We start from the raw sequence: 12,671 nt of genomic DNA on the forward strand, positions 1-12,671 counted from the left end.
ACACAACATTGGCAGAGTCATGGGGATTTGATGACCATGTGCCCAAGCGTGATGGGACAACATCAAGTCGTTCCGCGCACGACAACGGCCACGGGGGAGAAGGCATCGACGTGAGATCCCGATTCAGGACGCTCGGGGCGAGTGTGGTGCTGCTCAGCGTGGGCCTCGCTGTGCCGACATTGGCCTCTCCCCAGGCTCCCGACGAACGCGAATGGCCCCTCGACTCAGGGCACTTCGACGCCGTCAAGGCATGGACGCTCAGCCGGGGCGAAGGTGTCACCGTCGCGGTGATCGACACTGGTGTCAATGCCCACCACCCCGATCTGACGGGCCGGGTGCTGCCCGGAGTCGATATCACCCAGGGGGCGGCGAACGGACAGGTCGACGTTTCGTCCGACTCACACGGGACGTCGGTTGCCGGGGTGATCGCGGGCAACGGCGGTGTCACGGGGCACGGCATGTCCGGGCTGGCCCCGGCTGCCAGGATACTTCCGGTCAGAGTGAGCAACGGCGAGACCATCACCGCTCTCCCGCTGGCTCAGGGCATCGTGTGGGCGGTGCGCCACGGAGCGGGCGTCATCAACGTGTCGATGGGAATGACGGCGGCCGACCCCCAGGTGCGCGAAGCAGTCGTCTTCGCCGAGGCCCACAACGTCGTCATGGTCGCCGCAGCGGGCAATGACGGAGACACCGGCAACCAAGCCGAGTACCCGGCCGCCTTTCCCGGAGTGCTGGCTGTCGCAGGCAGCGACCGGATGGGCGGCGAATGGATACACAGCGAGTCAGGCCCTTTCGTCTCGCTCAGCGCCCCTGCGACCGCCATCTGGTCGGTAAAGAGCGGTGGTGGCTATCTGACCGCGGACGGAACCAGCTACGCAGCCCCGTACGTCGCGGCAGCAGCTGCCTTGTTGCGTGCCAAGTACCCGGAGGAGACGGCGGGCCAGATCATCGCGCGGTTGATCGGCTCCGCGGACCGCCCCGGAGGCAGCACAGGCCGCGACGACCGCTTCGGCTTCGGCATCATCGACCCGGTCAAGGCGCTGGAGGCGACCGTGCCCTCAGCCAGCTCCAATCCGCTCATGACCGCCTCGGCGAAGGTGCCGGAACACCGCTCAGCGACGGGCGGCGGTTCGTTCGCCTTCCGTGCCACCGTGGTCGCCAGTGTGGCGGGGGCCCTCGCGGTGGCGATCGCTTCGTTCGTGATCGCACGTCGTCGCCGGGCGGCCGCCGCGTGAACGGGCCTCACGCGCCGACGGGCAGACTGGCCGCCGCTGGAAGGTCGGCGGTCACCTTCCTCGGCCGCCACGGCAAGGCCGCGACCGCCACGGGGATCGTCGTGGCCGCTGCCGCAGCTGGCCTTTGCCTCGTCTCTGGCGGCTCATCGGCCAGAATCACAGCCGCCAACGTCTCACAGAACCTTCGCGCCTGCCTGGTCACCGGCCCGACCGGCGCACAGGAGGCGCCGCTCGTCCGAGGCAGCTGGGACGGCCTGCGCGAGACTGCGAAGAACGGTAAAGTCAACGCTCAACGCTTCACCGTCCCCGACACCAAGCCGGACGTGGCGCTCCCTTTCCTCAATGGAGTTGTCCAGCAGCAGTGTGAGGTGATCATCACCGCGGGCGGGCCGATGCAGGCCGCGACGGAGGCGGCTGCCCGGGCGAATCCCCGCCAGCGGTTCGCCATCGTGGGATCACCCGCCACACGGCCCAATATCACCGCCGTCGCGGCGGCAGACGGCCCGGCCGCGAAAGCCGCCGTGGTCAAGCTGGTCACCAGGCTCGCCGCGGCCGAATGATGCCCGCTGCCACGCCGACCACCGCGGCACGGCCCCTCGTGAGTGGGACGCTGTTGGTCAATCCCGCCCCGCTGGATGTCATCCAGCGGGGCGGAGCGCTGCGAAGGGGCTGATCCTGGTCAGGCCTCGGTAGCGGGATCTGCGCAGGCCGCAGCGCAGGATGCCCTGGGAGATGGTGCCCTCGACGCCGACGCGGATCTGTTAGCGGTTCGTCCACTGCTCGGTTCTGGCGGCTCGCGGACGTGGTGTTCGTCGTGGTGGCGCAGGCGTAGTTCGCGGCGTTCGCGAGTGGGTGAGCCGATGCATCGGGCTCGCTCGGGGCGGGGGCGGCAGTTTTTCGCCGAGAACATCACTCCGATGACGGGGAGCCCTTGGTGCTGTCCGGAACGGTGGCCATGGTGGTGGTGACGTTCGTGATCAGATGCGGGCTGTCGGGCTCGCGGGTTTCGGTCAGGTGGACCTTGTAGCCGTCCCAGATGATGTCGCGTTTCCCGCTGGCCCTGGCCTCGATGTCATAGGGGGTGACCAGGCGTAACACACCTGGCGGGCGGCCTTTGGGGACACGCCGCCGGACCTCGCCTTCGACAGGTGGAAGTGCAGGACCCAGACCTGGCGCAGGATCTCGACCTCCGGCAGAACCACCAGCCCACGAGGAGTGTCGGCGGAGAAAACCGCTTCCAGCAGGCGCGTCCCGTCGATGCCGACGCGACGGCCCACGGCATCGCCCGCCGCCTGGGCCTTGGGGAAGCGGGAATCCTCCGCCCGGGTGGCGTAGCGCTTGAACCACTCCGGATCACCCAGGTCCAGACCGAGGGCGTACTTGTAGTCGATCCTGGCCCGCACCGCTTCCGCGGCCTGCCGGTCGGTCAGACCCTCAACGAACTGCAGCACCAGCACCAGCGCGAGCCGGCCCGGTGACCACGCAGGCCTGCCCCGCGCCGGGAACAGGTCCGCGAACGCCTCGTCCATGAACAGCGGCCCCAGCTCATCCCCCACCCGGATCGCCAGACTGCCCTTCGGGACGCAGCCCGCGCTACCCACACCATCTCCGCCGGGATCTCCCTGGACCACTTCGACTGCAACGACACCCGAACCCACCCCACACGACAACGTCGGCCTTCCAGACCACAACCAGGTCTGGAAGGCCGACGTCACGCACGGACCCGAACTAACCAACAGCGGCCCGGTCAAGGGTGCGGGCCGCGACGCGTGGTGCGGGGTGGGCCGCCCTACGAGGACTGGCCGGGGAGGACCCTGAGGCCGGGGACGTGGAGGTCTCCGCCGAACTGGCCGGCCTGGATGACCGTGACGTCGGTGAAGAAGAGCACCGGGACGGTGATCGGCGGCGGGAATTTCGGGGTGAAGGTGATCGGCACCACGCCGAGCAGATTGCCGCTGAGGGACTCGGTGTACATCGTCACCTTGCCGTTGCGGATGGTCGAGGTGGAGCCGGAACGGGCCGTCACATGGGTCTTGGTGTTCTTCGGGCCGTCCACGATCTGGTTCAGGTCGCCGATGTCCACGCCGGTGGCGGTGAACTTCAGGACGTCCTTGACCGTACCGTTGTAAGTCTTCACCTGCACGATGCCGTCGTAGGTGAGGCCGTAGAGGGTGAGCAGCGAGCTCTTGAGGACCCACGGGGTGTCGGGCAGCAGCGGTATGCCCTGCTCGTTCTTGGCGTCGGCGAGGGCCTGCGCGTCGGTCGTCGGGCAGGGGTAGGCCTGCTTGCCGTCGGGGGCCGCCGGGGGCGTGGTGGCGGCGTCCTTGAGCTTCTTGGTGTCCTTCTTGACGCCCTTGGTGGCGCCCTCCGCCGGGTCCTTGGCGTCCTTGGCAGCGTCCTTGCCGGCGCCGTCACCCGTGGAGCCCGTCGGGCCCGTGGACTTCACCGGGTCGGCCGGCGGCTTTGTGGTGGCCGTCGGGCCGGGCGCGGGGGCCTGGGTGGTCGGCGTCGCGGTGGGCGTCGGGGACGACGGCTTGCCGTCGAGGCCGAGCAGCCCGCCCAGCAGGTCGCCGAGGCCCAGCGGGTCCAGCGGGTTGGTGGACTTCGTCGGGCTCGGGTCGGCCTTCGGCGCGCTGGTCGGCGCAGACTTGGGCTGCGACGTGGCCGCCGACTTGTCCGGCGCGGCCGGGGACGGCGACGTGTTCGGCGCGGGCGCGGTCGGGCTGACGCTCGGGCTCGGGCTCGTCGTCGGCTTGGGCGCCGGCTTGTCCGTGGCCTTGCCCGCGCCGCCGGACGTGGCGCCCGACGTGGCGCCCGACGCGGACGGCGTCGGGGTGTCGGACTGCGTCACGCAGGGGCCCGGCTTGAACGGGCTCTTCGGCAGCTCGTCGGCCTGCGCCAGGTGCGGGGTGAAGCCCATGCCCATCAGTACCGCGGTCGGCATGGCGGCGAGCGCCACCGCCTTGCCCACGGGCATGTGCAGCTTGGTCAGCAGGGACGTGCGCGGTGCCGCGTGCCGCGGCCCGGACGTCGCCCCACTCCGCTTGCCGCTCTCGGCCGGCTGAGCCTCGTCACCCAGCACGATGCCTCCCGTTCTCCTCGGTGGTCTCTTCGTCGGCCCGCGCACCGGCGTGCACCGGTTCGGGCTGCGTGAACGGGTCCGCGGCGAACGCGGGCGCGGGCACGGTCGGAGCGGGCGCGCCGGGATCCGCCGCGTCGCCCTCCGGGCGCGGGCCGCCGTCCGGCAGTTCGGCCTTCTCGCCCGGCTCGTCCGGCACCTCGCTGCCGGGTGCCCAGGACACGGACAGCGCACCGCCGAACAGGGCCAGCAGGAAGCCGATCACGATGCCGCCGAAGTTGGCCACCGGGATCGACACCAGTCCGAGCAGGATGGCGGCGACACCGGCAAAGATGCGCACCGCGCTCTGGAACCACATGGTCAGGCCGAGCACGACCAGCAGCACGCCGATGATCAGGGCGCCGGCGCCGGCAGTGGTGGCCATTCGCACGGTCAGCTGACCGAGAGTCACGTTGTTGTACGGCAGGTACCCGATCGGGAATCCGGACAGCAGGGTCAGCAGTCCCGCCCAGAACGGACGCTGCCAACGCCAGTGCCGGAATGCGACACGGCCGCGGCGGAGGTGGGCACTCAGTCCTGACGACTCGGCGCTCATGGAAAACAGCTCCCTGGAACTGGCATGACAGAAAAGAAGGTGGTCGGTGCCATGGGCGAGCCGCGCCCCGCGCGGCTCGCCCAGAGCGACTCAGACCGTGCTCAGTAGCACTCGACGCCCTTGCCCGAGCCCAGACCCACGTGCAGGCTGAGGCCGCTGAGCGTGAATGTGCCCGCGCTGGTGGCCCACGCCGTCTGGCGCACCCCTGTCAGGTCGGCCGACTCGGCCGTCTGCGCGAACGACCCCGGGTCGGTTTTGTCCCCGTCCTTGATGCCGGGGCCGGGCTGGCCCTTGGCACCGGCTGCCACACCGATGTTGATGTTGGTGAACACCGCGTCGGCGTCGAGCTGGTCCAGGTCGATGTACAGGTTGTGCGCGGTGACCTCGTGGCCACGACCGCCGTTGCCGGCCTTCAGCTTGAGTGTCACGTCGCCGATCGGCGTCGGGATCACTACCGACTGGCACAGCCCGGTGATGGTGGCGTCGGTGAACGCCGACACGGCCACCGGCACGTACTTGCCGTCCTGCTTGACGTCGAGCGCGCCGTACTGCTCGAAGCCTTCACCGTGCAGGGTCTCCGCACTGACCTTGAACTGCTGGCCCGACACGCTGAACGACGCGGCGAGCGCGCCTTGAGCCAGCGCCACGCCTATCGCGGCGGTGGCCGCGACACTGGGCACCATGACGACGGCGAACCGGCGCCATCTGGTACCGCCACGAACGTGCGATTCCATGTTTCCTCCTTCTCGGACGTACATCTCCGGCCGGGAGTTCGGGTCCTGGCCTGGGATGGGAGAAGTGCTACGTCCTCGGGAAGGAGAGCGCCGGGTTGGGCGATGCCGTCCGTCCGGAAGGGGGCCCCGCGGGACTCCCTGCGCAGTCCGGACGGCGATGTCCGAAACGTCGGCGATCACCCCCGAGCGACAACCACTGGCCACGCTCTCGCGCAACCTGCTGGACAGGCTCCATCCGGTTCCATCCGCTGGACGGAGACCCCCCTGTCCCGGAGACGCGGCGGTTGCCGCGCACTCCCGCTCGGCGGGGACCCGTTGGCCGTTGGCGCCGACTGGCTGCCGGGGCATTGGCTACGGACCGAGCTTGGCCGATCGTGGTCCATTCCCGGCCGACACACAAGGGGATCGTTACTAGCGAGTAACGGATGAATGCCGCAGGCGGGATCGCCCCATGGGGCGATCTCACGCCGAGTAGCGGAATCGGGGGTGGTGAAGTCCGGCATATACGGCCATCGGCCGCCAAATCGGGGCCGTGATCTCACCGGTGGTGACGGGGACCGTCGATTGTCACGGTTTGATAAAGAGCGGTCGCCGTATCGCTAAATCTCTGTGCGTCCGGCCGTTTCAGGACCGGCACGCGAGGGCCGCGCCGGGCGCCGGAGAAGGCGCCCGGCCGGGCCGCGCGGTCAGAACAGCACCCTGGCCAGCGCGGTGCGCGCGCCGGCCACCCGGGGGTCGTCGGAGCCGATGACCTCGAACAGTTCGAGCAGCCGCAGCCGTACGGTGTCGCGCTCCTCGCCGAACGTACGGCGGACGGTGTCCACCAGGCGGCTGAACGCGTCCTCCACATGGCCGCCGACCAGGTCGAGGTCGGCCGCGGTGAGCTGCGCCCGCACATCGCCCGGCGCTTCGGCCGCCGCCGCGCGCGCCGCCTGCGGGTCGACACCCTGGACCCGGTCGAGCAGTTCGGCCTGGGCCAGGCCGAGCTTGGCCTCGGCGTTCGCCGGCTCGTCCGCGAGCACCTCGCGGTACGCGCGGATGGCGCCGTCCAGGTCGCCCGCGTCCAGCGCGTCATGGGCCGCGCTCAGCGCCAGCTCCTGCGGGGTGGCCGGGCGCGGCGGGGCGGGCGGGGCGGCCTCCTGCGCGGTGGCCGCGGCCCCCGGGTCGACGTCAGGGCCGACGATGCCGAACCGCTGCTCGGCGACCGCGATCAACTGGTCGAGGACCTCGGTGACCTGGTCCTCGGGCGCCAGGCCCTGGAAGAGCGGCATCGCCTGCCCGGCCAGCACCGCGAAGACCGCGGGCACCCCCTGCACGCCGAACTGCTGGAAGAGCATCTGGTTGGCGTACACCTCGGCGGTGGCCAGCACGAACCGGCCGCGGTATTCGCCGACCAGGCGTTCGAGGACGGTGTTGAGCTGCTTGCTCTGCTCGGCCTGGTCGGCCCAGAAGCTGATGACGACCGGGACCTCGGCGGAGCGTTCGAGCACATCGCTCTCGAAGGTCGCCTCGGTCACCTCGATGACGAGCGGGGAAGCGGCGGTGGTGTCGGCGCCGGCGTCCTGCCGCTGCGCCCTGGCCTGCTCGGCCTTCACCTTGGCCTCACTGGCCGCCTTCACCGCGGCGAGGTCGACCACGCCGCTCATGGACATGTTCCGTGGCTGCATGAGGCAATCCTCCCCCCTCCTGGACCCGAACGTGCACAGACCCCGGATCAGGCCCGGCTTCCCCGCGGGTTTGCGGGTTCCCCGACCACCCGGTCGTGTACTGCCGTACTGCTGCGGTGGTACGGATCCCCATCCGCACCGGCGTGGTTGTCGCTGGCTGCCGCATCATGTTTCGCTACGTGCCGTAGCGTAACTGGGCCTGGATCTTCGGCGCTGCGGCACACGCTGTGATACCGCTCACTCGTCACGCTACCTACCGGCCGGTATGGTCCGGCTTATGTGCCCCTTCTCCCCCGGCAGACGCACCGGCCGCCCGCGAAGTGCCGACCTGGACCGCGCGATCCTGGCGGCCACCAGGACCGCGCTGGCGGAACAGGGCTGGGGAAGGCTCACGCTCGGCGACGTCGCCGCCCGCGCCGGGGTGGCCAAGACGACCCTCTACCGGCGCTGGGCGGGCAAGAACGAGCTGGTGGTCGACGCGGTCGCCGCGCTCTTCGAGGAGCAGCTGGAACTGCCCGACCTCGGCAGCCTGGAGGCCGACATCCAGGGCGTGGTGCTGCGCTTCGCCGACCTCCTCAACCGGCCCGAGACCAGGACCGCGCTGATGGCGGTGATCGCCGAGGCCGCCCACGACGACGCACTGCGGCTGCGGATCCGCGAGGCAATCGTGGACCGGCAGAAGCACCTGGTGGTGCTGGGCAGGAAGCGCGCCCAGGAGCGCGGCGAGATCCCGCCGGAGGACAGCGCCGCGGGGCCCGCGCGGGACAACCTGGTCTTCGACGTGGTCGCCGGCGCGGTGGTGCACCGGGTGATGGTCAGCTCCGAGCCGGTCGACGAGGAGTGGGCGGGCCGGCTCGCCGTACTCCTCGTCGTCGGTCTCGCCGGCCTGCACACCGCTCAGGACCTGATCTGACGCACCCCGTCCAGGACCCGATCCGACGCACACCGCTCAGGACCCGATCCGACGCACCCCGTCCAGGACCTGGCCCGAAGCGTGCTCCGTGCTCAGGACCTGCGGTGCGTGGGCGCTTCGCGTACGGCCGAGCCGACCGCCTCGGCCACGCCGGCGGCGAAGTGGTCGAACTCCCCCGCCATGACGCCCTTGACGAATGCCTCCCATTTCGCCGTGGTGGTCACGGCCACCACGTCCGGCTGCTCTGTCTCCCTGATGTAGACCATCCCGTCGTCGCCGACGGTCGCTTCGAGGGCCACACACGTCCTTTCCTGGAGAGCGGGTCGGTCGGCCCCGAATCTACCGATCGCCGCCAGCTCCAGGTCAGCGCCGACGGGGCGGACGGAGGGACGCGGAGGGCGCTCAGAAGCGGGCGGGCTCCACGTATGTGCCCCACTCCTCACGCAGCACGCCGCAGATCTCGCCGAGGGTGGCCTCGGCCCGTACCGCGTCGAGCATCGGCGCGATCATGTTGCCGCCGGACCTGGCCGCGGCCAGTATCGCGTCGAGCCCGCGGCGGGCCGCCGCGTCGTCCCTGGCCGCACGGCGGTCGGCCAGCACCCGCACCTGGTCGCGCTCCACCTCGTGGCCGACCCGCAGGATCTCCAGGTCGCCGGTGACCGAGCCGTGGTGGCAGTTGACGCCGACGACCCGCTTGTCGCCCTTCTCCAGGGCGCGCTGGTACTGGAACGCGGACTCTGCGGTCTCCCCGGTGAAGTAGCCGTCCTCGATGCCGCGCAGGATGCCGGAGGTGATCGGGCCGACCGGGTGCCTGCCGGTGGGTACGGCGCGGGCGCCCAGCTCCTTGATCCGGTCGAAGATCTTCTCGGCGTCCCGCTCGATCCGGTCGGTCAGCGCCTCCACGTACCACGAGCCGCCGAGCGGATCGGCGACGTTGGCCACGCCGGTCTCCTCCATCAGCACCTGCTGGGTGCGCAGCGCGATCTCGGCGGCCTGCTCGCTGGGCAGCGCCAGCGTCTCGTCCAGCGCGTTGGTGTGCAGCGAGTTCGTCCCGCCGAACACCGCGGACAGCGCCTCCACGGCGGTGCGCACCACGTTGTTGTACGGCTGCTGGGCGGTCAGCGAGACCCCGGCGGTCTGGGTGTGGAAGCGCAGCCACTGCGCCTTGTCCGAGGTCGCTCCGTAGACGTCCCGCATCCAGCGCGCCCAGATCCGGCGGGCGGCGCGGAATTTGGCGATCTCCTCGAAGAAGTCCAGGTGCGCGTCGAAGAAGAACGACAGGCCGGGCGCGAACGCGTTCACGTCCAGGCCGCGGCTCAGGCCCAGTTCCACGTAGCCGAAGCCGTCGGCGAGCGTGTACGCCAGCTCCTGCGCGGCCGTCGCGCCCGCCTCGCGGATGTGGTAACCGGAGACCGACAGCGGTTTGTACGCCGGGATGGACGCGGCGCAGTGCTCCATCAGGTCGCCGATCAGCCGCAGGTGCGGGCCGGGTTCGAAGAGCCACTCCTTCTGGGCGATGTACTCCTTGAAGATGTCGGTCTGCAGGGTGCCGTTCAGCACCGAGGGATCGACGCCCTGCCGCTCGGCGGCGACCAGGTACATGCAGAAGACCGGGACGGCGGGTCCCGAGATGGTCATGGAGGTGGTGACGTCGCCCAGCGGGATGTCCCGGAAGAGCACTTCCATGTCGGCGGCCGAGTCGATCGCCACCCCGCAGTGCCCGACCTCGCCGAGCGAGCGCGGGTCGTCGGAGTCGCGGCCCATCAGGGTGGGCATGTCGAAGGCCACGGACAGGCCGCCGCCGCCGTTGGCCAGGATCGTGCGGTAGCGCTCGTTGGTCTGCTCGGCATTGCCGAACCCGGCGAACTGCCGGATCGTCCAGGTCCTGCCGCGGTAGCCGGTCGCGTGCAGCCCCCGGGTGAAGGGATACTCCCCCGGCCAGCCGATCCGCTCGAATCCGGGCACCTCGGCGCCGGGCGGCGGGCCGTACACCGGGTCGACCGGGTCGCCGGACAGCGTGCTGAAATCGGCCTCCCGCTTGCGGGCCGAGTCGTACCGGGCCTGCCAGCGCAGGCGCCCTGCCTCAATGCCTTCAGCGTCCATACCGCTAATTTACTAGGACGTCCAAGTAAATGTCGATGCGGCGCGGCCCACCAGCAGGGCGGGCCGGGCGTCGCGGCGCGTCAGACCTTGACCGGCTCGGCGGACTCCGGCTCCACGATCCGCGGGGTCAGCTCCCGGGTGACCCGGCGCTCCACGAAGAAGGCCGCGGTGGGGATGGTGCCCGCGAGCAGCACCCACGCGATACGGCCGAGCGGCCACTTCGCCTTGTAGCACACCTCGAAGGCGCAGATCAGGTACACCGGGTACAGCCAGCCATGGGCGGTGCCGACGTAGAGGACGAGGTCGTCGGCCCCGCCGATGTCCAGCAGGTACTTGCCGATGACCCCGAGGGTGAGCACGACCAGCAGGACGGCCGTCACATAGGCCATCACGCGGTAGCGGGTCAGCACGCTTCGTTTCATGCCAAGCAGCCTAACCGGTACGTTTCCGGCGCCGATTCCACCCCCTGGCGCCCGGCGGGCGTCAGCCCCGTCCCCCGGCCGGCCACTGCGGGAACTCGGGCGTCAGCCCTCCTCGAAGTCCCCCGCCGCTATCCGCAGCGGCCGCAGCAGCGCGAAGATCTCGCCGCACTCCTCCGCGTCGTAGACGCCCAGGCCGAAGTCCATCGACATCAGGTCGCGGGTGGCGGACTCGACGATCTCGCGGCCCCTGTCGTTGATCGAGGCGAGGGTGCCGCGGCCGTCGTTGGGGTTGGGGCGCTTGTCGACCAGGCCGGCCGCGACCAGCCGGTCGACGGTGTTGGTGACCGAGGTGGGGTGCACCATCAGCCGCTCGCCGATCTTGGACATCGGCAGCTCGCCGGCCTTGGAGAAGGTGAGCAGCACCAGCGCCTCGTAGCGCGCGAAGGTGAGTCCGTACGGTTTGACGACCGCGTCGACCTGGCCGAGCAGGATCTGCTGGGCGCGCATGATCGAGGTGATCGCGCCCATGGACGGTACCCCGCCCCAGCGCCGGGCCCACAGTTCGTCTGCGCGGGCGATCGGATCGAAGGGCAGGCTCAGGGGCTTTGACACAGGTCTGAGCCTACCCGCCGGTCACATACTGGGCACAGGTATCTCGTCAGGCGAGAGCGCTGAGCGCGTGCCACTGGTCCGCGCTGAGATTCCACTCGCCGTATCCGTTGCCCTTGTCGACCACCGCCCGGCTGGAGCCGGTGGCGATGACCAGGTCGCCGCGGGTGGCCCGGTCGAAGAACCACTTGGCGTCCGCGTTGCTCATCCCGATGCACCCGTGGCTGCCGTTCCGCCGGCCCATCAGCGCGTCGTTCCAGGGGGCGGCGTGCACGAAAGTGCCCGAGGAGGTGATGCGGACCGCGTTCTTGACGTCCTCGTCGTAGAAGTCGGCCGCGTCCTTGTCGGTGGCGATGCCCACCGACGCCGAGGTCATCCGGACGGCGGACTGCTTGGCCATCACGACCATCTTGCCGTTCCAGGTCGGGTAGGCGGTGCTGCCGGCCGAGATCTTGAAGTTCTTGACCGTGCGGCCGTTCTCGGTGACCCGCAGGGTGTGCGCGGCGAGGTCCGCGTACGAGATGCGGGCGGTGCCGATACGGAAGGTGTCGTGGACGTCCCGGCGCAGGAAGCGCCCGCCGCCGGTGTCGATGCCGCTGAGCTTGGCCGTCAGCGTGACCTTCGTACCGGTGGGCCAGTACGTGTCCGGTCGCCAGTCCACCCGCTGGACACCGGTGAGCGGGTCGGTCAGCCAGCCCCAACTGCCGTGCACCGCCGGGGTGGTGGTGAGGGTCAGCGCCTTCTCGACGGCCGCCTTGTCGGTGACGGGCTTGTCGAAGGCCAGCGAGACCGGCAGGCCGACGCCGACGACCGCGTTGTTGAGCGGGGTCGGGGTGACGCCGTTGACCTCGGCGGCGGCGGCCGTACGGAAGGTGCTGGTGGTCGTCGTCCGCTTGCCCGCGGGGTCGGCCGCGGCGGCGGTGACGGTGTAGGCGGCGCCCGGCGTCATCGTGCGGTCCGAGGTCCAGGTGTGCCCCGCCGGGTCGAGGGCGCCGCTGACGGCGACCGGATCGACGTCGCCCGCCGCCTTGCCCTGCGGGATGACGGTGACGCTGCCGAGGGTGCCGCCGGTGACGGTGACCTTCACCGGGGAGCCGGGGGCGACGCCGTCCCTGCCCGTGGCCGGGGTCACGCTGACGTGGGGGCCGGCCGCGGTCTTCCCCCCTCCGGCGCTGCGGGGCGGATCGCCGCCGGACGCGCTGTCGTGGCCGCCGCACGCGGCGGCGCCGAGTACGAGGCCCAGCAAAACGGCGGGCACGGTGAGCGCCCGGGAACGGGGACGGCGGGGAATGCGTACGGGATACACAGCGGTCG

At 70.5% G+C, this 12,671-nt stretch carries 12 protein-coding genes and 1 pseudogene; 3 read left to right on the forward strand and 10 right to left on the reverse strand.

All coding sequences use genetic code 11. The annotated features are described in order from the left end of the window. Positions 1-143 precede the first annotated feature (143 nt). The gene (mycP, locus tag OHA86_RS10885) at positions 144-1,235 is read left to right on the forward strand and encodes a type VII secretion-associated serine protease mycosin (protein ID WP_329174528.1); all 1,092 of its coding nucleotides are present in this window, start codon (positions 144-146) and stop codon (positions 1,233-1,235) included. 101 nt (positions 1,236-1,336) lie between these two features. Beyond that, on the forward strand, positions 1,337-1,795 hold the full coding sequence (locus tag OHA86_RS10890; protein WP_329174530.1) for a hypothetical protein: 459 nt from the start codon (positions 1,337-1,339) through the stop codon (positions 1,793-1,795). Between the two features lie 376 nt (positions 1,796-2,171). Here the strand turns inward: OHA86_RS10890 and OHA86_RS10895 are convergent. The 5 genes and pseudogenes from OHA86_RS10895 to OHA86_RS10915 all read right to left on the reverse strand — a co-directional run. After that, positions 2,172-2,883, reverse strand: a pseudogene (locus OHA86_RS10895) (transposase); the annotation flags it as partial. A gap of 141 nt (positions 2,884-3,024) precedes the next feature. Continuing rightward, positions 3,025-4,317 (reverse strand): hydrogenase expression protein HypF, encoded by a 1,293-nt coding sequence (locus OHA86_RS10900; protein ID WP_329174532.1) that lies wholly within the window; start codon positions 4,315-4,317, stop codon positions 3,025-3,027. Then, positions 4,307-4,909 (reverse strand): DUF6114 domain-containing protein, encoded by a 603-nt coding sequence (locus tag OHA86_RS10905; protein WP_329174533.1) that lies wholly within the window; start codon positions 4,907-4,909, stop codon positions 4,307-4,309. Before OHA86_RS10905 ends, OHA86_RS10900 begins: the two co-directional genes overlap by 11 nt. A gap of 101 nt (positions 4,910-5,010) precedes the next feature. After that, complete coding sequence (locus OHA86_RS10910) at positions 5,011-5,643, reverse strand: DUF6230 family protein (RefSeq protein WP_329174536.1); 633 nt, start codon at positions 5,641-5,643, stop codon at positions 5,011-5,013. A 686-nt stretch (positions 5,644-6,329) separates the two neighbouring features. Continuing rightward, positions 6,330-7,310, reverse strand: a complete 981-nt coding sequence (locus tag OHA86_RS10915) for a tetratricopeptide repeat protein (RefSeq protein WP_329174537.1) — start codon at positions 7,308-7,310, stop codon at positions 6,330-6,332. Positions 7,311-7,587: 277 nt separating this feature from the next. Between OHA86_RS10915 and OHA86_RS10920 the strand changes: the two genes are divergently transcribed. Next, positions 7,588-8,223: a TetR/AcrR family transcriptional regulator gene (locus OHA86_RS10920; protein WP_329174538.1), complete on the forward strand. Its 636-nt coding sequence runs from the start codon at positions 7,588-7,590 to the stop codon at positions 8,221-8,223. Positions 8,224-8,315: 92 nt separating this feature from the next. Here the strand turns inward: OHA86_RS10920 and OHA86_RS10925 are convergent, their stop codons facing one another. The 5 genes from OHA86_RS10925 to OHA86_RS10945 all read right to left on the reverse strand — a co-directional run bounded on the left by OHA86_RS10925 (position 8,316) and on the right by OHA86_RS10945 (position 12,615). Then, positions 8,316-8,522 carry a hypothetical protein gene (locus OHA86_RS10925; RefSeq protein WP_329174539.1) on the reverse strand — a complete coding sequence of 69 codons (207 nt, stop codon included), beginning with the start codon at positions 8,520-8,522 and terminating at the stop codon, positions 8,316-8,318. Between the two features lie 103 nt (positions 8,523-8,625). Beyond that, the gene (locus OHA86_RS10930) at positions 8,626-10,326 is read right to left on the reverse strand and encodes an acyl-CoA mutase large subunit family protein (protein ID WP_329174541.1); all 1,701 of its coding nucleotides are present in this window, start codon (positions 10,324-10,326) and stop codon (positions 8,626-8,628) included. Between the two features lie 80 nt (positions 10,327-10,406). Next, complete coding sequence (locus OHA86_RS10935) at positions 10,407-10,748, reverse strand: DUF3817 domain-containing protein (protein WP_329174542.1); 342 nt, start codon at positions 10,746-10,748, stop codon at positions 10,407-10,409. A gap of 102 nt (positions 10,749-10,850) precedes the next feature. Further along, positions 10,851-11,360 carry a MarR family winged helix-turn-helix transcriptional regulator gene (locus OHA86_RS10940; protein WP_329174543.1) on the reverse strand — a complete coding sequence of 170 codons (510 nt, stop codon included), beginning with the start codon at positions 11,358-11,360 and terminating at the stop codon, positions 10,851-10,853. Positions 11,361-11,406: 46 nt separating this feature from the next. Continuing rightward, the gene (locus OHA86_RS10945; RefSeq protein WP_329174544.1) at positions 11,407-12,615 is read right to left on the reverse strand and encodes a L,D-transpeptidase; all 1,209 of its coding nucleotides are present in this window, start codon (positions 12,613-12,615) and stop codon (positions 11,407-11,409) included. Positions 12,616-12,671 lie beyond the last annotated feature (56 nt).

Source organism: Streptomyces sp. NBC_01477, from assembly GCF_036227245.1.
Lineage (GTDB): Bacteria > Actinomycetota > Actinomycetes > Streptomycetales > Streptomycetaceae > Actinacidiphila.